A 19,006-nucleotide genomic window follows, 5' to 3' on the forward strand; every position below is an offset into this window, starting at 1 on the left:
GCGCACCGGGGCAACGAGGACGGTCGGGACGAGGAGTCCGGGGCAGGGGGTGCGCCGGTGACCGGTCATTCCAAACTGCCGACGGCCGGCGCCGGACCCGCGCCGCGGGTGTCGCTACAGCTGCTCGGCGGTTTCCGGCTGCTGCACGACGACGTGCCGGTGGTGGTACCGCGGGGACTGCAACGGGTCATCGCCCTGATCGGCCTGCGCCCGGCCGCGACCCGCAGCCACCTGGCCGGACTGCTCTGGCCGGAGACGTCCGAGGAGCGGGCGCTGTCGTCACTGCGTACCGCGCTGTGGCGGCTGCGCCAGGACCCCTGCTGCCCGCTGCTCACCGACGGGGACACCGTCCGGCTCGACCCGACCGTCCACCTCGACACCGACGAACTGGTCGACGTCGCGGCCCGGGTCCGCGACGGGGAGGTGCCGGACGCCGTCCGCGTCGCCGGCCGCCACGACCTGCTCCCCGGCTGGTACGACGACTGGGTCCTGCTGGAACGCGAACGGCTGCGCCAGCTCCGGCTGCACATGCTCGAACAACTCGCCGGCAACCATCTCGCGGCGGGCCGGCACGGGGAGGCGCTGGAGGCCGCCCTGGAGGCGATGGCCGCCGAGCCGCTCCGCGAGACGCCCCACCGCCTGGTCGTCCGGATCCACCTCGCGGAAGGGAACGCCTTCGAGGCGGTGCACGCCTTCTACGTCTACCGCGACCTGCTGCTGCGGGAGCTGCGCCTGGAGCCCTCCCCGGCGATGTGCGCGCTGCTCGACGAGACCCTCGCCCCGATCCGGCACGCCAGCCGGCCACCCGCACCCCGCTCCGGCGTCACCGGCCGCTCTCCCCGCGTGACGGAGAGGTGACAGCGGCCGGGCATGGTGGCCCGACAAGGTGTCCGACGTCCTCGGGCTGGGTCAGGGGCACCACCGGCGAGAGGGGTCCCCCGATGAGTCGTCTGTTGATCGTCAGCCGGATCGTCCCGGGAGCGGAGGGGCGGGTCGCGCAGATCTTCGCCGAGTCAGACGCGACGGAGCTGCCCGGCCTCACCGGCGTCCGGCACCGGTCGCTGTACTGCCTGCACGACCTGTGCGTACACCTGGTGGAGACGGCGGACGTCGACCCGGACGCGGTGGCCGGGGTGCGCAACCACCCGCTCTACCGGCAGGTCAACGAACGACTCTCCGCGCACACGTCGCCGTACCTGCCGACCTGGGGCTCCCCCCGGGACGCCGTCGCCGGCTGCTTCTACACCTGGGACGCCACCACCGCGCCGGCGTCCGACCCGGTGCGCTGACACCGACTCCCCGGGCCCGTCCTGCACCGCGGTCCGGGGCGCCCCCGCCGGTCCGTCGCGACGGCACACGCTCGGTCATCCCGTCACCACCCCCCGGCACGACGTATCCCAGCAGGGACGCAAGCCGCCGACCTCCCTGTCGTCCACGACGCACGTGTGCGAAGCTGCCCCCGGTTTTCTCACGACTGTCGTTCACGTACATAAGAGGGAGGTTTGCCGTGCCGTCGACTTTCGGGCAATGGCTGATCCTGATCCTGGCCCTGCTGGTGGGCCTCGCCGGCGGGTGGTTGCTGTGGGGTCGCCAGGCGGCCGACGGCCCGACGGCGCCCATCGTGGAGGGTGACCCGGTGGCGGACGCCGCCGAGGTCAGCGCCCCGACCACCGCCACCGCCGACCACGAGCGGCCGGCGGCCGTCGCGGACGAGGTCCCCCCGCCCGCCGCGGTCACCGAGGAGCCGGCCCCGGCCGAGTACGACGCTCCCCCGGCGACCGCCACCCTGGCCGCCGACGCCACCGCCCTGCCGCCGGCCGACGCCGAGCGGGCCGACGCCACCGAGGCGGCACCGGCCGAGGTCGACGCCGCGTCGGAGGCCACCGCGCCGGCCGAGGTCGACGCCGCACCGCTCGCCGAGGTCGAGCCGAGCAACGCCGACGAGCCGGCGACGCCGGTGACCGCCGAGGTCGAGTCGACCGAGGACGCGGAGCCCGCCGCACGTCCGGCCAGCGTGGTCGCGGACGCCGAGCCGGCCGAGCAGCACACGCCGCAGGCCGAGGAGGTCGTCGCGCCGGTCGTCGTCCCGGCTCCCCGGGCCGCCGTCGAGGACGACTTCACGCCGCCCGCCCCGACCACGCCGGCCCAGCCGGAGCCGGTCGCCGTCGCGGCGACGAACGGCGCCGCCCCCGCGGAGACCGCGGACGACTTCCGGCGGATCCAGGGCATCGGACCGAAGCTGGCCGCCGCCCTGCAGACCGCCGGAATCCGCACGTACCGTCAGCTCGGCGACCTGGACGAGGCGGCGCTGCGGGAGACAGTCCGCGCCGCCGGCCTGCGCGCCGCGCCCAGCCTGGCCACCTGGCCGCAGCAGGCGAGGGTGCTGGCCGGCGCCGGCGCCGAGGCCGACCGGGTGCTCCCGGCGGGGGCCGGCGAGGACGCCTGAGGTCCGTACCCCGGCCGGTGGTGGCGATCCGTCGTCGCCACCGGCCCGGGGGCACCGGTGGTGTCCAGTTCTCCGAAGGTGCCCGGCCCCGACCCGGACAGCTCCCGACACAACTGCTGATAGCCCACCAGCGGCGCGTCCCGCCGCCGGCGCCGGCACGCGTCGACCTCCAACACACACGCCCACACATCGCCAACACCAGCCCTGCGACATTTCCCAACCCCGACCAACCCGGCCAACGTTTGTGGTGAAAGCACTAGCGTCGGTGAGGACCACCGGCCCGTCGCGCCGATCCCGCACCGCAGGAGCAACTCGTGCCCTTCGCCTCGCCCGAGCAGCCCTCGCGACGAGGCCGGCCCCCGGTGCGCGACCCCGAGTCACCCCGCCGGGTGACGCTGCTGGAGCTCTTCTTCGACCTGGTCTACGTGGTCGCGCTGGCGCTCGTCTCGCGCGGCATGGTCGTCGATCTCAACTGGGAACGCGCCCTGCAGGCCCTGCTCATCCTGATGGCGCTCTGGTGGACCTGGGCGATCACCACCCTGGTCACCGACATGTACGACCCGGAGCGCACCGAGATCAAGCTGCTGATCATCGCGGTGATGTTCGGGGCGCTGCTGATGACCACCACCATCCCGGAGGCGTTCGCCAGCCGAGGGCTGGTCTTCGCCGCGACGTACGTCGCGATCCATCTCGGTCGCGGCCTGTTCCTGATGCCGACGGTCCGGCACCACCGGCAGACCCAGCGGCGGGCGGCGCGGATCTTCATCTGGTTCGCCGTCTCCGCCGTGCCGTGGATCGCGGGTGGGTTCGTCCACGGCCACGCCCGGGAGGCGCTGTGGGCGCTGGCGCTCGCCCTCGACTATGTCGGCTTCCGGCTCGCGTACCCGGTGCCCGGCCTCGGCGTGGTGCCGGACGCCCAGCGCAACGTCACGGCTGAACACCTTTCGGAGCGCTACCAGCAGTTCTTCATCATCGCGCTCGGCGACGCCATCCTCACCACCGGCATGATCTTCAGCATCTACCACTCGGAGGCGCAGAACATCGGCGCCTTCACGGTCGCCTTCATCACCACCCTGCTGCTGTGGCGGATCTACGTGCACAAGTCCGGGGAGCTGCTGCCGCACGCCATCTCCAGTTCGAAGCAGCCGAGCCGGTTCCTGAACACCGCCCCCTACACCCACCTGCTGATCGTGGCCGGGGTGGTGGTCACCGCGGCCGGTTTCGACCTGGTGCTGCACGAGCCGACGGGGCGTACGCCGCCGGCGTGGGCGGCGGTCATCCTGGGCGGGCCGGCGCTGTTCCTGGTCGGCCGGTCCTTCTTCGAGTACGAGGTGTTCAGCCGGGTCTCGCTGTCTCGCCCCGGCGGGCTGCTGGCGCTGCTCACCATCGCCCCGGCCGTGCTCTTCCTGCCGCCGCTGGTCGCCGCGACCGGGGCCATGCTGGTGCTCGCCGGGGTGGCCGTCGCCGACTATCGACGCAGCCGGGGCCGGCCGCCGGAGTCCCCGAAGCCGCCGCACTGAGCCGAAGCTCCCGGGCATGGTCGTAAACGGCCGTCCGCCCGGTCCCCGCCTCCGTTAGCCGAACGCGCGGATTGGGTACAGGGGTGGCACCTCGAAATCCACCACACCCCTGGAGGCAACCCATGCGCGGCACCTCGATAGTCGGCGTCCTGGTCGTGATCTGGCTGATCATCGGCGCGATCGCGGCCGGTCAGCGCGGCTACTACAGCAGCGACGACAAGAACTGCGCGGAGGCGGGCACCATCCTGGTGACCATCGTGGCCGGCCCGTTGAACTACATCGGCGCCAACCCCAAGGTGGACTGCACGCTCCCCGAGCCGTCCAAGTAATCCCTCACTGCTCCGGCCCGCGCCCGCTCCCCCCGCGGCGCGGGCCGCTGCGTGCGCCGGGCCGGTCGCGTCACCACCCGCAGTGCGTCCTAGGAGGCTGGGTTCCCGGCTGGCGTTTGCCGGCCGACCTGCCGGGAAGGGCCGAGGTCCACCGCGGACGGAACGGGAGACCCGGCGATGCAGATCGGCTACAAACTGGCCTCGGAGGCCTTCGGACCACAGGAGCTCATCCGGCAGGCGGTCCGCGCGGAACAGGCCGGCTTCGACTTCGTGGAGATGAGCGACCACTACCACCCCTGGCTCGAGGTGCAGGGGCACTCCCCGTTCACCTGGAGCGTGCTCGGCGCGATCGCCGCCAAGACCAGCACGCTCCGGCTCGCCACCGGCGTCACCTGCCCGACGGTGCGCTACCACCCGGCGATCATCGCCCAGGCCGCCGCCACCATGGCGCTGGTCTCGGACGGCCGGTTCACCCTCGGGGTGGGCGCCGGCGAGCGGCTCAACGAGCACGTCGTCGGGCAGGGCTTCCCGAGCGTCCGCGGGCGGCACGAACGGCTCCGCGAGGCACTGGAGATCATCCGGCTGCTCTGGCAGGGCGGCTACCAGTCGTACGAGGGCAGGCACCTCCAGCTGGAGGACGCCCGGGTCTTCGACCTGCCGGAGACGGTGCCGGTGATCGCGGTCGCGGCCAGCGGCCGGGCCTCGGCCGCCATGGCCGCCGAGCTGGGCGACGGCCTCTTCGCCACCGAGCCGAAGTCGTCGATCGCCGACCACTACCGGCAGGCCGGCGGGCGGGGCCCGCGCTACGCGGAGGTGCCGATCGCCTGGGCGACCGACGAGGAGCAGGCGGTCCGCGCGGCCCGGGAGACCAGCCGGTGGGCGATCACCGGGTGGAAGGTGATGAGCGAGCTGCCCAACCCGGTCAACTTCGACGCGGCCACCTCCTGGGTGGAGGACCACCACGTCCGCCGGCAGTTCTCGGTCGGCCCGGACCCGGACGTCCACGTCGCGAAGGCGCGCGCCTACGTCGAGGCGGGCTACGACCACATCGTCATGCAGAACGCCGGCCCCGACCCGGACGGCTTCCTCGAGTTCTTCGCCGGCGACCTCAACGCCCGGCTGCGCGCGCTCGGTTGAGCCGGCGGCCCGGCCCGGACCTCAGCCGCCGACGTGGATGCCGGGGCGGCGGGTGGGGTCGGGCTCGGACTTGCGGATGATCTCCCGGACCACGGGAGGGGTGTCGCCGCGGCCCAGGATCAGATAGCGCAGCAGGTGCGCGAGGGGGTTCCCCTCGGACCACTCGAAGTGGGCGTGCGGGCGGACGCCGGTGCCGTCGCGCAGCGCGAGCAGGATCGCCGCGATCGCGTTCGGCACGGCCGGGCTGCCGGCCCGCAGCACCCGGTACCCGTCGACCTCCACCCCGTGCACCCGCAGCACGTGGCTGAACTCGGACGGGTCGACCACGTCGATCTCGAGGAAGAGCACATCGGCCGCCCCGGGCACCGGGTTCATCGCGCGCTGCGCCCGTTCCTTGACCCGGTACTCCTTCACCGAGCCGCTCTGCCGCTTGTTGGCGATCAGGTGCAGCCGGCCGTCGTGGGTCAGCGAGTCGGCGATGAACCGTCGGGCCGCCTCGTCGAACTCGATCCGCTCGGCCCGCAGCTCGGTGGTCCGGGTGACCCGGGAGATCAGCGAGACGGCGATGATGCCGGCGATGAAGAAGCCGGAGATGGTGATGCCGTCCGGCTTCTCGATCCCGTTCTCGGTCAGGGCGTAGAGCAGCACCAGGGTCAGCACCAGGAAGCCGGCCCCGGCGAACGGGTGCCGCGACCGGTACGCGGAGATGGTCACCGCGATCGCGCCGGAGACCATCATCGCCAGGATCCCGGTCGCGTACGCGCCGGCCTGGGCGTTGACGTCGGCCCGGAAGGCGACGGTGATGGCGATGCTGATCAGCGTGTAGACGATGACCACGGGCCGGACCGCGCGGGACCACTCCGGCGCCATGCCGTAGGAGGGCAGGTACCGCGGCACGATGTTGATCAGGCCGGCCATCGCCGAGGCGCCGGCGAACCAGAGGATCAGCACGCTGCTGATGTCGTAGACAGTGCCGAACGCCTCGCCCAGGTGCTCGTGGGCGAGGAACGCCAGCGCCCGCCCGTTGGCCGCCCCGCCGGGCTGGAACTCCTCCGCCGGGATCAGCATGGTGGTGACGAAGGTGGTCGCGATCAGATAGACGGACATGATCAGGGCTGCGGTGGCGAGCAGCTTGCGGGTGTTGCGGATCCGGTTCTCCAGCCGCTGCCGCGGGTCGGCGCCCTCGCCCTTGATCAGCGGCATCATGCTGACGCCGGTCTCGAAGCCGGAGAGCCCCAGCACCAGCAGCGGGAAGGCCAGCACGGCCGGCCCGAGCAGGTCGCCAACGCCGGCGCCCCGGGCGGTGAGGGCGTGGGTCCAGCCGTTCAGCACCGCCGGGTCGGCGGCCACCTCGGCCAGCCCGACGACCACGATCACCGCGTTGAGCCCGAGGAAGACCGCCACCAGCGGGATGGCGACCTGCACCGCCTCGCTGAAGCCCAGCAGGAACACGCCGCCGAGGATCAGCAGCAGCGCCACCGTCACCGCGACCGCGGCCGTGGCGCCGTGCGGGAAGGACGCCGGCAGGATCGGGTTCTCCAGCAGGTGCACGGTGGCGTCGGCGGCGGAGAGGGTGATCGTGATGATCCACGAGGTGGCCACGAAGCCGAGCAGCACCAGCACGAAGATCTTGCCGCGCCAGAACGGCAGCAGCCGTTCCAGCATGGCCACCGAGCCCTGCCCGTGCGGGCTTTCCCGGGCCACCCGCCGGTACATCGGCAGCATCCCGAGCAGGGTCAGCGCCACGATCAGCAGGGTGGCCAGCGGGGAGAGCGCGCCAGCGGCCAACGCGGCGATGCCGGGCAGGTAGGAGAGGGTGGAGAAGTAGTCCACGCCGGTCAGGCACATCACCTGCCACCAGGGGTGCGCCTTCGCCTCCGGCTCCCGGGTCTCCGGGCCGACCGGCTGCACCCGGTGCTGGAACAGCCACCGGCTCAGTCGGCTGGCCGGCTCGGCCGGCCGCACGGGGGTGTCCACGCACTCCGGGACGGCCCGCGGGCCACGACCGGCCCGCTCGCCGCGCTCCGGCTCGCGGCCCGCGCGCGGCGCGCGCCCGTGCGACCGCGCCTGGTCGCGCCGCCCCCGCGTACGCCGGGGCTGCCCCCCGTCCCGCCCGTCCGACATCTGCACCCCTTCAGGCCCTGACCCGACCGTAGGCGGTACCCACGGCGTCACCCGTCGGAACCCGGCAAGCCGGGAGATCATCAGGGCGCGAGGGATCCTACCGCCGGGGCGGCGTCCTGCCCGGTCAGTCCGGGGCCGGGGCGCGCAGGGCGCGGACCAGCTCGTCCGGCTCGGTGACGGTCACCGTGAGCCCGGGGTGGCGCAGCCAGCTGCCGGGCAACAGGGCCGGCACCGGGGTGGCGAAGCGGACACAGACGCCCGCCGCGGTGCTCGTGCCGAAGCTCACCCCACGGTCGACCTGCGAGATGTGCGGCCCGACCACCCGCCACCAGCGGTACGGCCCGGCGCGCTCGGCCCCGGTGACGTTGCTCCGGGCGGTCCGCAGCCGCCACGGGCCGAACCGGACCGTCAGCGCGTCGGCGTCCAGCTCGACAACGGCCGTCGCCGGCCGGACCCCGAGCAGCGCGAGCGGCAGCCGGAACGCCGGGTCGAAGCGGAATCCGTACCGGCGGGGGGTTCCGCCGGTCGTCGGGTGGGCCGGCGCGGGCCGGTCCGGTTCGCTGGTCGTCATGCGCCGGGCGTACCCGGTGCCGGCGGGCCGACACCCGTCTCGCCCGCACCGGCCGGCTCGCCCGGCTCCCCCCGCGATCGCGGACCGGCCGGCACCCCCCGGGCCGGCCGGTCCACTCCCCCCGCGAACCCGGACCGGCCGGCACCCCCCGGGCCGGCCGGTCCCGCACTCCGGCTCAGCCGGCCAGCGCGAGGCGGTCGGCGAGCCAGGCGACCCGGTCGTCGCGGACCCGCGTACCGCCCAGGTCGTGCTCCTCACCGGGGTAGAGCGACACCCGGGCGTCGGGCGCGGCGGCGGCGAAGGCGACCCGGGTCGTCGGGCCGACGAACCGGTCCTCGGCCGCGAACTGGAGGTACGCCCCGGCGCCGAGCCGCCCCACCACGTCCACTGGGTCGAGCCCGGCGAAGACCGCCCGGTAGGTGGCCCGCTCCCCGGCCGGCAGCCGCAGCCAGTAGAGGTCGAACCAGTTCGCCCAGGTGGCGTCCGGCGCGAGCAGCACCGCGGTCCGGACGCCCGGCTCCCGGGCGGCGAGGTCGGCGGCGTACATCGCGCCGTAGTCGTGCCCGACCACCGCGGTGCGGGGCGGGTCCACGCCGGGCTCGGCGAGCAGCCGGCGCCAGGCCTGTCCGACGGCGTCGAGCTGCGCGCTCACCGCGGCCCGGTCCCGGGCGTCGCCCACCGGGTCGGCGGCCCACGGGAAGGTCAGCTGGGGCAGCACCGAGACCACCCCGCGTCCCGCGAGGGCGGTCGCCTCGGCCAGGAACTCGGTGCGGTCCTGGTCGGCCCGCCCCGGCTCGAACCAGTGCAGGGCCAGCACGCCGGCGAGCCGGTCCGGCCGGCCGGGGTGCGCCGGCCGGACCAGGTACGCCCGGACGGCCGGTTGCCCCGGCACGGGGATCTCGATGTCCCGGACCAGGACCGCGTCCCGGCGGGTCGGCGCGGCGCCGGCGGGAACCTCGGCGCGTGCCCCGCCCGCGCCGGCAAGCGCGCCGGTCACCAGGAGCAGTGCCGTGGACAGCAGTGCGGGCAGACGTCGCACGAGCCACCTCCATCAGTTTCTAAAGCAGGTTTATAACTGATGACGCTAGGATGACGGACGGCGATCGGTCAAGGGCGGAAGGACGGCGGGACGTGTCGACAACCGGACGGCGGGACGGGCCCGGATGAGCGCCGTGCCGCCCCTGGAGCCCGCGCTGCGGCTGGCCGTCGCGCTGCTGCACAGCTACTGGGTGCTCCAGGAACCGGTCGACCAGCTCACCGTCGCCCGGCTTCACGCCGCCGGCCGCGAGCTGGGCCTGGCCGAGGTCACCGGGGCGCTGACCGAGGCCGACCTGCCCCGGCTGCGGGAGCTGCGCGAGCGGCTCTACCGGGTCTTCGCCGCGCCCGACCCGGCCGCCCGGATCGCCACCCTCAACGAGGTGCTGGCCGAGGTCAGCGACGGCACCGCGGTCGAGGCGGCGCCCGACGGCACCCTGCGGCTGGCGCCGCTGCCGCACGCCGGCCCGGTCGGACCCTTCGCCGCCCTGGTCACCGGGGCGCTGGCCCGGGCCGCGGTGACCGGTGGCGCCGACCGGTTCGGGGTGTGCGCGGCCGATCCCTGCCGGGCCCCCTACCTCGACCGGACCCGGGCCGGACGGCAACGCTTCTGCTGCGAGCTGTGCAACAACCGGGCCGCCGCGGCGGCGTACCGGAGCCGGACCCGGGGGTCCTGACCGGTCACTCCAGCGCCGCGGTCCAGACCGGGACGTGCGCGTCCAGGTACGCGGCGGTGTCCCGCCAGTACACGCCGTCCTCGGCGTGGATCCGGGCCCAGGGCTGCACGCCGTCCCGGGCGCCCCGGCGGAGCAGGTCGTACATCGCGCGGGCGCGCCGGCCCAGCAGCCCGGCCAGCGCCGGACGGCCCGCCCCGGTCAGCCCGTAGCCGTCCACGAAGACCCGCAGCCGCTGCGCCGACTCCCGCACCGGCCGGTCCGGTCGCATGCCGGCCATGCTCTGCGCCGCGTACGCCAGCTCCCACACCACGACGACGTCCCCGCGTTCCGTCGGGCGACGGAACGCGGGGACCCCCCGTCGCGGCTACTGCAGAAACGCCCCGAGGGGCGAGAGCAGCAGCCGACCGAGCAGCGCGGCGTTGTCGTCCAACCGCGTCCGCTCACACTCGCGGGCCTCCGGATCGTGCCGGCAGCGCCAGATCTTCTGCGCGTTACGCCAGGCCACGTTCCGGGTGTACTCCACCAGTTCGCCCTGGTACCAGTCGTCGATGTCGCCGTTCACCATGTCGATCATGAGCTGCCAGTGGTCCAGGTAGCCCCGGCGCAGCTCGGGGATCCGCTCCGCGAAGATCTTGTTGATCTCCAGGTAGTCGCGGTGCTGGTCGCTGTCGTCGACCGGCTCGGACTCCAGGCTCTCCAGGGTGGTCACCACCGCGAACGGCAGGTCGAAGTTGATGTGCGCGTTCACCCCGGCGGCGGCCGACGGCAGCGGCCGGGCGTCCGGGCCGCGCATCCGCTGGAACAGGCAGGACCAGGCCTTCGGCGTGCTCGGGCTGGACTCCGTCCAGAACCGCAGCGCGTCGAAGTAGCGGGTGGCGAACTCGACGTCCAGCCGGGCCAGGAAGGCCGGATCGGCGAAGCGGTCGTCGTAGAGGCCGTCCAGCACGGTGCTGGTGATGGTCAGGTAGAGCTTGTTGAAGTCCGCCAGGGGACAGCTCGCCTCCAGCGGCGGCAGCCGGACCAGCAGGTCCTGCAGCTTGGTCAGGTGGTCGACGACCGCCGGCACGTCGGCCGGGTGGTCGGCGAGCAGCCCGACGATGTCCTGGTGCACTGGACCCCAGACCGGTTCGGTCATCTCTCCTCCACTGTGGCCGGCCACCCCCGTACCGGTGACGTGGACAGCCTTCCAGCCGCGCCTGTGCCCGGGATCAGTAGAACGACGTATGTCGGGTGACCGGCCCTACGACTGTTCGACGCGGTTGCGCAGGAAGATCGCGCTCGCCTGCACCCGGGTCCGCACCTGGAGCTTGTCGAAGATGTGCGAGACGTGCACCCCGATGGTCCGCTCGCTGATGAACAGCCGCTGGCCGATCTCCTTGTTGGTCAGCCCCTCGGCGACCGCGGCCAGCACCTCCCGTTCCCGGGCGGTCAGCACGGCCAGCTCGTCCACCGCCGGCTCGGCGGGCGGCGCCGCGGCGGGCCGGCGGGGAGCCGGCGCCGGCGGTCCGCCGGCGGGCGCCGGCCGCTCCTCCAGCGTCACCCGCGCCCGGCCGGCCAGGGTACGGATCTCCGAGCTCAACGGCACCGCGCCGAGGCCCTGCGCCATCTGGTACGCCTGGCGCAGCAGCTTGCCGGCGGTCGCCACCCGGCTACGCCGGGCCAGCAGCGCCTCGGCCTGCCGCAGCCGCGAGTAGGCCGCCGGGTACGGATGGTTCCGGCGGTCCCACTCGGCCGCCGACCGGCCCCACAGCTCCGGGTCGCCCCGGCCGTCGAGCCGGCTCAGCTCGGCCGCGCAGAGCGCGAGGAAGCCGTCGACGATGTAGCGCACCGGACGGCCGGCGTGCTCGCTCTTGCGGGCCACCCGGTCGACCACCTCGCGCAGCCGGCGGACCGCCGTCTCGTCCACCGCGATGGTGCGGCTGGCGTGCGCCTCCGCCTCCGCCCGCAGGCCGTGCCAGGCCAGCGTGGCCAGCACGATGACGTCGTCGGAGCGGCTCTCGGTCAGGCCACGCTGGACGGCCTGCCGGGCCAGGTCGTGCCGCCCCTCCCACATCGACAGCCCGGCGCGCAGGATCAGCATCGGCAGCACGTGCCGGGCGCCGCCGCCGGCCAGCACGGTGGCCACCGCCTCCAGATCCCGGTCGGAGGCCTCGATGTCGCCGTACCCGACGGAGAGCCGGCAGCGGGCCAGCAGCAGCTCGACCGCGTCCGCGCCGGACGGGCGGTGCCGCAGCGCCGCCGCGACCACCTTCTCCGCCTCCGACCACTGCCCCACCCGGAACAGGCCGTTGGTGGCGATGGCCAGCAGCCGAGTCTCCCAGGTGCGGCCCAGCCCCAGCTCGGCGACCCGCTCCGCGCCCCGGCGGGCCACCACCACGCCCTCCTCGAGGATGTTCAGCGGACCGGTCAGCAGCTCCGCCAGATGCAGGTACGCGCAGGCCACGTCCTCCGGCCGGCCAGACCGCTCGGCGATCTCCACCGCCTCCCGCATCACCGCCAGCCCAGCGTCGGGATCCTCCAGGAAGGCGTCGCTGAAACCGAGCGCGGCGCTGGCCAGCACCACCTCCGAGGCGGAGCCCTCGACCGCGGCGGCGAGCTGCAACGCCTCCCTGGCCTGCTCGCCGGCCTCGGCGTACCGGCCGAGGTGCAGCAGCAGCTCGGCCAGGTGGGCGGCGGCGGTGGCCCGCTCCCGCGCGGTGCAGTCGGCCGCCGCCAGCGCCCGGCGGTACTCCGCCTCGGCGGGCGCGGACCGGCCGGCGGCGGCCAGGTACCGGGCCCGCCGGATGTGCAGGGCGCAGGCCGGCGGACCGTCGGGATCCCCGGCCAGCTCCTCCAGCAGGGCCAGCGCCCGGGCGTGCTCGCCGCAGTGGTGCGCCGCCTCGGCGGCGTGTTCCAGCAGCTCGGCGCGGTCGACCTGGACCGGGGTGGCCCGGTCCGGGTCCGGCGGTACGACGGCCGGCGCGTCGGCCAGGTGCAGCGCGGCCGACCAGTGCCGGTGCGCCTCGGCGTAACCGTGCAGGCGTTCCGCCTCCCGGGCGGCGGCCATCGCGGCCGGCAGCGCGCGGCCCGGCTCGCCGGCCAGCCGCCAGTGGTGCGCCAGCCGGGCCTGGTGCAGCTCCGCCGTGGCCGAGGTCAGCGCCTCGGCGTACCGCCGGTGCAGGGCGGACCGCTCGGCGGGCAGCAGCTCGTGCGCCAGCACCTCGGCGACCAGCCGGTGCCGCAGCCGGTAGCCCTCGTCGGCGCCGACCAGCAGCCGGTGCGCCACGGCGGCCCGGACCGCCTCGATGAGCTCCTCCTCCGGCAGCCGGACGACCTGAGCCAGCAGCCAGTGCTCGACCGGCTCGACCCCGGCGGCCACCGCGTGGACCACCGCGTGGGCGTGCTGCGGCAGGGCGTCGACCCGGGCCAGGAAGATCTCCCGGAGGGTGTCGGAGAGCCCGTCGCGGCCGTCGCGCAGGGCCCGGGCGAGTTCCTCGGCCACGAAGGGGTTGCCGCCGCTGCGCTGCCAGACCAGCTCGGCCGCGTCGGGGGTCAGCGGCCGGCCGACGACGGCCGCGGCCAGCCGGTCGGTGTCCGCCCGGTCCAGCGGCGCCAGGTCGACCACCCGGACCGACCGCAGCCGGCGCAGCTCGGTGAGGACACGGCGCAGCGGGTGGGCGCCCTGCAGCGCCTCCGCCCGGATCGCGGCGAGTACCGACAGTTGCAGGTCACCGAGGCCGGCGAGCAGGTAGAGCAGCAGCTGGCGGGTGCTCCGGTCGACCCACTGCAGGTCGTCCAGCACGATCACCAGCGGGCGACCGCCGGCGACCAGGTGCAGGCCGCGGGAGACCCGCTCCAGCAGCGCGCCGGCGCCGTCCGGCCCCGGGGTCTCGTCGTCGAACATCTGCAGCAGGCCGCGCACCGCCGAGGAGGTGCGGGCCTGGGCGGCGGTCAGCTCGGCGTCGAACCGGCGCAGGGCCTGCCGCAGCGGGTGCAGCGGGGAGGCGTCGCCGATGTCCAGGCAGGTGCCGGTCAGCACCAGCGCGCCCGCGTCCCGCAGCCGGGCGCTGACCTCGGTGAGCAGGCGGGTCTTGCCGACCCCGCTCTCGCCGGTGAGGAAGACCGCCGCGGTGTGCCCCTGGGCGACGTCGTCGAGCAGCGCCGACCGCAGCGCCGCGAGCTGGTCGGCACGGCCGACGAGCGGTGCCGTGTCCACATCGCTGGCCATGGCTCGCAGCCTAATCACAGACTCCCGGACCGTTCTACGGGCTCAGTGCCGTTGTGGTACTCCTCGCGTCGACATTGCGACTAAAGGTTGCGGGTGGCCGACATACGTCGTTCTGCCGATCCCCCGAGAACCCGGTGGTGGAACTCTCCGGAGGTCATCAGGCACCGGAGCGGGGGAAGGGTGGAGGCGATGCCAATGTCGACGACGGTGGGAAGTCGGGATCACGTCAGCTCGGCCCGCTGGCCGGTGCCGGAGGAGAGGCGCACGGTCAGCGTGCTCTTCGCCGACATCGTCGGCTCGACCGGCCTGACCGAACGGCTCGACCCGGAGGACGTGCGGGCCCTGCAACGGGTGTACTTCGACACCGTGGCCGGGGTGCTGCGCCGGTGGAACGGCGTGGTGGAGAAGTACATCGGCGACGCGGTGATGGCGCTCTTCGGCGCGCACGCCTCCGACGGCTTCGACGCGTACCGGGCGGTGCGGGCCGGGCTGGAGATCCAACAGGCCGTCGACCGGCGGACGCCGGCCGGCGTCCGGCTGCGGGTCCGGGTCGGGGTGGCCACCGGCGAGGTGCTGGTGGACCTCGCCGCCACCCGCGACGGCGGGCACGGCACGGCCAGCGGCGCGGTGATCACCACCGCGGCCCGCCTGCAGGAGTACGCCCCGCCGGGGGCCGTCGTGGTCTGCGCCGCCACCCGGCGGGCCACCGCCGGGCTGCTGGAGCAGCGGCCGCTGGCGTCCATGACGGTCGCCGGCAAGGCGCTGCCGCTGGACGTCTGGCGGGTGACCGGGACGAGCCGAACCCGTCCCGCCCCGCACCACGGCCCACTGGTCGGCCGGCGCCGGGAGTTGGCCACCGCGGGCGACGAGATCACCCGGGCGGTCCGGGACCGCCGGCCCCGCTGGATCTCGCTGGCCGGCCCGGCCGGCAGCGGGCGCAGCCGCCTGCTGCACGAGCTGGCCCGGGCGGTGTCGACGGTGGACGGAACGCCGGTGCGCTGGTGCGTCGCGCACTGCCCGCCGTACGCCCAGGGGGGTCTGGCGCCGCTGGCCGACATGGTCCGCGGGTTCGCCGGGGTGCGCGATGGCGACCTGCCCGCGACCGTACGCCGGCGGTTGGCCGCGGCGCTCGACGGGCTGCTCCCGCCGGCCGCCCGGGGTCCCGCGGCGTACGCGCTGGCGGAGCTGGTCGCCGCGCCGGAGGACAGCGGTGCGGCGGACCGGGGCGCCGACGCCTGGCGGCTGGTCCTGCTGGAGCTGGCCGCCGGGCGGCCGGTGGTGGTCGCGGTGGACGACCTGGACCGGGCGGCGCCGGCGATGAACCGCTTCCTGCACCGGCTCTTCGCCGCGGCGACCGAGCGGCGGCTGCGGCTGGCGGTGGTCGCCACCCACGGTTCCGGCTGGGCCGACCTGGTGCCCGGCGCGGGCGACCGGCGTCGCCGGGTGCCGCTGCCCCCGCTCGGCACCGTCGACACCGGACGGCTGCTGCGACACCTGCTCGGCGGGGCCGGCCGGCCCGCCGCGCTGGCCCGGGACCTGCTGCCGCTGGTCGGCGGGAACCCGGCCGTCGCCGCGGCGTACGTGCGGGCGCTCGACGAGGACGGCGGCGCGCCGGCCGGGCCGGTGCCCGACCCGGTCCGCCGGATCGTCGACCCCCGGCTGGACCGGCTGGACGGCGACCACCGGGCGGTGCTGATGGCCGGCGCCGCGCTCGGCGCCCGCTTCGCGGCCGGCGCCGTCGAGCGGCTGCTCGGCTGGGCGCCGGGCCGGGCCGGGCCGGTGCTGCGTGGCCTGGTCGCGCGCGGTCTGCTGCGGCGGCCGGCCCGCGACGGGTACGCGGTGGCCGAGCCGGCGGTGGCGCAGGTGGCGCGGCACCGGCTCACCCGCGCGGTCCGGGCGGAGTTCGCCCGGCGGGCCGGGGCGCGGCTCGGGTTCGCCGAGCCCGCACAGCCGGCGCGGGGCCGTCAGCCGCGGCACCCGGTCGAGGTCATGCCCCGACGGACACCGCTCGCCGGCACCCGCTCCCGGCCCGCGCGGCGCGAGCGGACCACCGACTCCGGCGCGGTCACGCCGGACCGGACCGGACCGGCACGGGCGGGGATCGGCGCGGCCGGGGGGCATGCCGAGATCATCCCGCCCGTGCCGGTCCACCGACTCCGACCGGCCTCGTCCACCCCGGTCCGGGCGGCGGGCGGCGGGACCCCGCCCGGCCTGGCGACCGTCGGGCCACCGGCGGCGGGGTCCACCACGGGACGGCCGGGCACGGTCGTCCCGCTCGTCGGATCACCGCGGCCGGCACCGTCGAGCCGTCGGCGACGGCCGGTCGCCCCGGTCGGGAACGCGGCGCCGTCCGTACCGGTCGGGTCCCCGGTCAGGCTGTCCGACGCCACGGTCCGGCGCCGTCGAACCGGGCCCGCCGCGGCCGGACCGATCCTCCGCGCCGCCGCCTGAGCCAGCGGCGGAGGCGTCCGGGAGCGGGTCAGCGGCCGGCGAGGAACGCCAGCGCGCGTGCCCAGGTGCGCTCGGCGGCCACCGGGTCGTGGTCGGGCACGTCCGGGTCGGTGTAGAGGTGCCCGGGCCCCGGGTAGCGGTACACCGACAGGTCCGCCCCGGCGGCGGTCATCGCCCGCTGCCACTCGTCCACCTCGTCCTGCGGGTCGTACTCGTCCGGGTCGGCGAGGTGCAGCTGCACCGGCAGCCCCGGACGCACCGCCGCCGGCGCGCCCGCGGTGCCGTGCAGCAGGAGCAGGGCCGCCGCGGCGGGCCGCTCGGCGAGCAGCGCCCCGGCCACCCCGGCGCCCATCGAGAAGCCGGCCAGCACCGTCTCCGCCGGCAGGTCCGCCGCTGCGGCGCGGGCCCGGTCGAGCACGGTGTCCCGGCCGACCTTGTCGAGCAGGGCGAAGCCGTCCTCGACGGTGCTCGCGGCCGGTAGTCCGTACAGGTCGGGGGTGACCACCTGGTGCCCGGCGGCACGCAACCGGTCGGCGGCGGCGAGCACCGCGGGGCGCAGCCCGTACACGGAATGCAAGAGCAGGATCTGTCCCATCCGGCCATCGTGCCGCAGCTCTCCGACGGCGCGGCGCCGCCGGGCCGGGTGGCGGGCGACGATCCGCCGGCCGCTCAGCCCGGCTCGGCGCGGGACGCCAGGGTCCGGCTGCGGCCGCGGAACTCGGCGACCACCTCGTCGTCCCGCCAGACCGTCACGTCGTAGATGCCGCTGCGGCCGTACCGGGTGCGTTCGGTGGCCCGGGCCTCCAGCAGGTCGCCCTCGCGGACCGGGCGGAGGAAGCTGATCTCGCCGCCGGCGGCGACGGTCACCGGCCCGTGGCTGTTGCAGGCCAGCGCGAACGCGGTGTCGGCGAGCAGGAAGACGAAGCCGCCGTGGCCGATGGCGTGGCCGTTGAGCATCGCCGCGGTGACCCGCATCCGGGCCACGGCCGCGCCGTCGGCGGCGGAGACCAGCTCGATGCCGAGCCCCTTGGAGGCCACGTCGGCGTCGAACATCTCGTGGGCCGCCGTACGGTCGCCCCGCTCCCCCACGTCAGCGCCCCCGCCGCTGGTCCACGATCCGGCGCATCTTGCCCATCGACCGTTCCACCCCGTCCGGCTCGATCACCTGCACCGCGACGCTGACCCCGATGGTGTTCTTGACCTGCTCCACCAGCGCCGCCCCGGCCCGGGCGGCCTCGTCGGCGGCCACCCCGGTCCGGCGCTCCACCTTGACGGTGAGCGTGTCCATCCGGCCCTGCCGGTCGAGCACGCACTGGAAGTGCGGCGACAGCGCCGGGGTACGCAGGATCAGCTCCTCGATCTGGGTGGGGAAGACGTTCACCCCGCGCACGATCATCATGTCGTCGGTCCGCCCGGTGATCTTCTCGATCCGGCGCATCGTGCGGGCCGTGCCGGGCAGCAGCCGGGTGAGGTCCCGGGTGCGGTAGCGGACCACCGGCATGGCCTCCCTGGTCAGCGAGGTGAGCACCAGCTCGCCCTGCTCGCCGTCGGGCAGCACCGCGCCGGTGACCGGGTCGATGATCTCCGGGTAGAAGTGGTCCTCCCACAGGTGCAGGCCGTCCTTGGTCTCCACGCACTCGACCGCCACCCCGGGACCCATCACCTCGGAGAGCCCGTAGATGTCCACCGCGTGCATGTCGAGCCGCTGCTCCATCTCGCGGCGCATGTCCTCGGTCCACGGCTCGGCGCCGAAGACGCCGACCCGCAGCGAGGTGGACTTCGGGTCGACGCCCTGCCGTTCCATCTCGTCCACGATGGCCAGCATGTAGCTGGGGGTGACCATGATGACGTCCGGCTCGAAGTCGCGGATCAGCATGACCTGCCGCTCGGTCATGCCGCCGGAGACCGGGATGACTGTGCAGCCCAACTCCTCGGCGCCGTAGTGGGCGCCGAGCCCGCCGGTGAACAGGCCGTAGCCGTACGCCACGTGCACCCGGTCGCCGGGCCGGCCGCCGGCGGCCCGGATGGACCGGGCCATCAGCCGGGCCCAGGTGGCGAGGTCCTCCTTCGTGTACCCGACGACGGTGGGCCGGCCGGTGGTGCCGGACGAGGCGTGCAGCCGGGCGATCCGCTCCCGGGGCACGGCGAACATGCCGAACGGGTAGTTCTCCCGCAGGTCGGCCTTGCCGGTGAACGGGAAGCGGGCCAGGTCGGCCAGCTCCCGGCAGTCGTCGGGGTGGACGCCCGCCGCCTCGAAGGCCCGGCGGTAGTGCGGCACGTGGTCGTACGCGTGCCGCAACGACCGGCGCAGCCGGTCCAGTTGCAGCGCCCGCAGCTCGTCGACGCCGGCCCGTTCCACGGGCTCCAGCTCCTCTGGACGAGGGGTGCGGTCCTGCACGGTTGCCTCCTGCGCGACGGTGTCCCGACGCCGCTCGGGCGCCGGGCGATTTTGCGTACCGTACGCCCGTACCGGCTCGTGGTGCCAGGTCAGGTGGCGCGCACCGGGAGC

Annotated in this window: 17 protein-coding genes; 8 read left to right on the top strand and 9 right to left on the bottom strand. The window is 75.2% G+C overall.

Features of this window, described 5'->3' with window-relative positions; all coding sequences use genetic code 11:
- Positions 1–57: 57 nt before the first annotated feature.
- From ACFOYX_RS02985 to ACFOYX_RS03010, 6 genes are all read left to right on the top strand, one after another.
- On the top strand, positions 58–858 hold the full coding sequence (locus ACFOYX_RS02985) for a BTAD domain-containing putative transcriptional regulator (RefSeq protein WP_377533777.1): 801 nt from the start codon (positions 58–60) through the stop codon (positions 856–858).
- A gap of 83 nt (positions 859–941) precedes the next feature.
- Complete coding sequence (locus ACFOYX_RS02990) at positions 942–1,289, top strand: TcmI family type II polyketide cyclase (protein WP_322441909.1); 348 nt, start codon at positions 942–944, stop codon at positions 1,287–1,289.
- Positions 1,290–1,507: 218 nt separating this feature from the next.
- A complete protein-coding gene (locus ACFOYX_RS02995; RefSeq protein ID WP_322441910.1) occupies positions 1,508–2,446 on the top strand; it encodes a hypothetical protein in 939 nt (312 codons plus the stop codon).
- 314 nt (positions 2,447–2,760) lie between these two features.
- Positions 2,761–3,966, top strand: a complete 1,206-nt coding sequence (locus ACFOYX_RS03000; protein WP_322441911.1) for a low temperature requirement protein A — start codon at positions 2,761–2,763, stop codon at positions 3,964–3,966.
- Positions 3,967–4,088: 122 nt separating this feature from the next.
- On the top strand, positions 4,089–4,295 hold the full coding sequence (locus tag ACFOYX_RS03005) for a hypothetical protein (RefSeq protein WP_109799819.1): 207 nt from the start codon (positions 4,089–4,091) through the stop codon (positions 4,293–4,295).
- A gap of 177 nt (positions 4,296–4,472) precedes the next feature.
- Positions 4,473–5,432 carry a TIGR03557 family F420-dependent LLM class oxidoreductase gene (locus tag ACFOYX_RS03010; protein WP_322441912.1) on the top strand — a complete coding sequence of 320 codons (960 nt, stop codon included), beginning with the start codon at positions 4,473–4,475 and terminating at the stop codon, positions 5,430–5,432.
- A gap of 21 nt (positions 5,433–5,453) precedes the next feature.
- Here the strand turns inward: ACFOYX_RS03010 and ACFOYX_RS03015 are convergent, their stop codons facing one another.
- The 3 genes from ACFOYX_RS03015 to ACFOYX_RS03025 form a co-directional block, all read right to left on the bottom strand.
- Complete coding sequence (locus ACFOYX_RS03015; RefSeq protein ID WP_322441913.1) at positions 5,454–7,556, bottom strand: amino acid transporter; 2,103 nt, start codon at positions 7,554–7,556, stop codon at positions 5,454–5,456.
- A gap of 124 nt (positions 7,557–7,680) precedes the next feature.
- Positions 7,681–8,127 carry a hypothetical protein gene (locus ACFOYX_RS03020; RefSeq protein WP_322441914.1) on the bottom strand — a complete coding sequence of 149 codons (447 nt, stop codon included), beginning with the start codon at positions 8,125–8,127 and terminating at the stop codon, positions 7,681–7,683.
- A gap of 175 nt (positions 8,128–8,302) precedes the next feature.
- Entirely contained in the window at positions 8,303–9,166 is an 864-nt protein-coding gene (locus ACFOYX_RS03025) for a hypothetical protein (RefSeq protein WP_322441915.1), read from the bottom strand.
- Between the two features lie 124 nt (positions 9,167–9,290).
- Between ACFOYX_RS03025 and ACFOYX_RS03030 the strand changes: the two genes are divergently transcribed.
- Positions 9,291–9,839 carry a CGNR zinc finger domain-containing protein gene (locus ACFOYX_RS03030; RefSeq protein ID WP_322441916.1) on the top strand — a complete coding sequence of 183 codons (549 nt, stop codon included), beginning with the start codon at positions 9,291–9,293 and terminating at the stop codon, positions 9,837–9,839.
- Positions 9,840–9,843: 4 nt separating this feature from the next.
- Here ACFOYX_RS03030 and ACFOYX_RS03035 read toward each other — a convergent pair whose 3' ends face one another.
- From ACFOYX_RS03035 to ACFOYX_RS03045, 3 genes are all read right to left on the bottom strand, one after another.
- Positions 9,844–10,149, bottom strand: coding sequence for a hypothetical protein (locus tag ACFOYX_RS03035; RefSeq protein ID WP_322441917.1), 306 nt, complete (start codon positions 10,147–10,149; stop codon positions 9,844–9,846).
- A 54-nt stretch (positions 10,150–10,203) separates the two neighbouring features.
- Positions 10,204–10,974 carry a DUF5995 family protein gene (locus ACFOYX_RS03040; protein ID WP_322441918.1) on the bottom strand — a complete coding sequence of 257 codons (771 nt, stop codon included), beginning with the start codon at positions 10,972–10,974 and terminating at the stop codon, positions 10,204–10,206.
- Between the two features lie 105 nt (positions 10,975–11,079).
- Positions 11,080–14,046 (bottom strand): AAA family ATPase, encoded by a 2,967-nt coding sequence (locus ACFOYX_RS03045; RefSeq protein ID WP_322441919.1) that lies wholly within the window; start codon positions 14,044–14,046, stop codon positions 11,080–11,082.
- A 189-nt stretch (positions 14,047–14,235) separates the two neighbouring features.
- Between ACFOYX_RS03045 and ACFOYX_RS03050 the strand changes: the two genes are divergently transcribed.
- Positions 14,236–16,497 (top strand): AAA family ATPase, encoded by a 2,262-nt coding sequence (locus tag ACFOYX_RS03050; protein ID WP_322441920.1) that lies wholly within the window; start codon positions 14,236–14,238, stop codon positions 16,495–16,497.
- Positions 16,498–16,525: 28 nt separating this feature from the next.
- Here the strand turns inward: ACFOYX_RS03050 and ACFOYX_RS03055 are convergent, their stop codons facing one another.
- The 3 genes from ACFOYX_RS03055 to paaK all read right to left on the bottom strand — a co-directional run bounded on the left by ACFOYX_RS03055 (position 16,526) and on the right by paaK (position 18,895).
- Positions 16,526–17,092, bottom strand: a complete 567-nt coding sequence (locus ACFOYX_RS03055; protein WP_322441921.1) for a dienelactone hydrolase family protein — start codon at positions 17,090–17,092, stop codon at positions 16,526–16,528.
- Positions 17,093–17,166: 74 nt separating this feature from the next.
- Positions 17,167–17,550 (bottom strand): hydroxyphenylacetyl-CoA thioesterase PaaI, encoded by a 384-nt coding sequence (gene paaI / locus ACFOYX_RS03060; RefSeq protein WP_231929860.1) that lies wholly within the window; start codon positions 17,548–17,550, stop codon positions 17,167–17,169.
- A 37-nt stretch (positions 17,551–17,587) separates the two neighbouring features.
- The gene (paaK, locus tag ACFOYX_RS03065) at positions 17,588–18,895 is read right to left on the bottom strand and encodes a phenylacetate--CoA ligase PaaK (RefSeq protein WP_322441922.1); all 1,308 of its coding nucleotides are present in this window, start codon (positions 18,893–18,895) and stop codon (positions 17,588–17,590) included.
- Positions 18,896–19,006 lie beyond the last annotated feature (111 nt).

The organism is Micromonospora sp. GCM10011541 (assembly GCF_042650725.1).
GTDB lineage: Bacteria > Actinomycetota > Actinomycetes > Mycobacteriales > Micromonosporaceae > Micromonospora > Micromonospora sicca.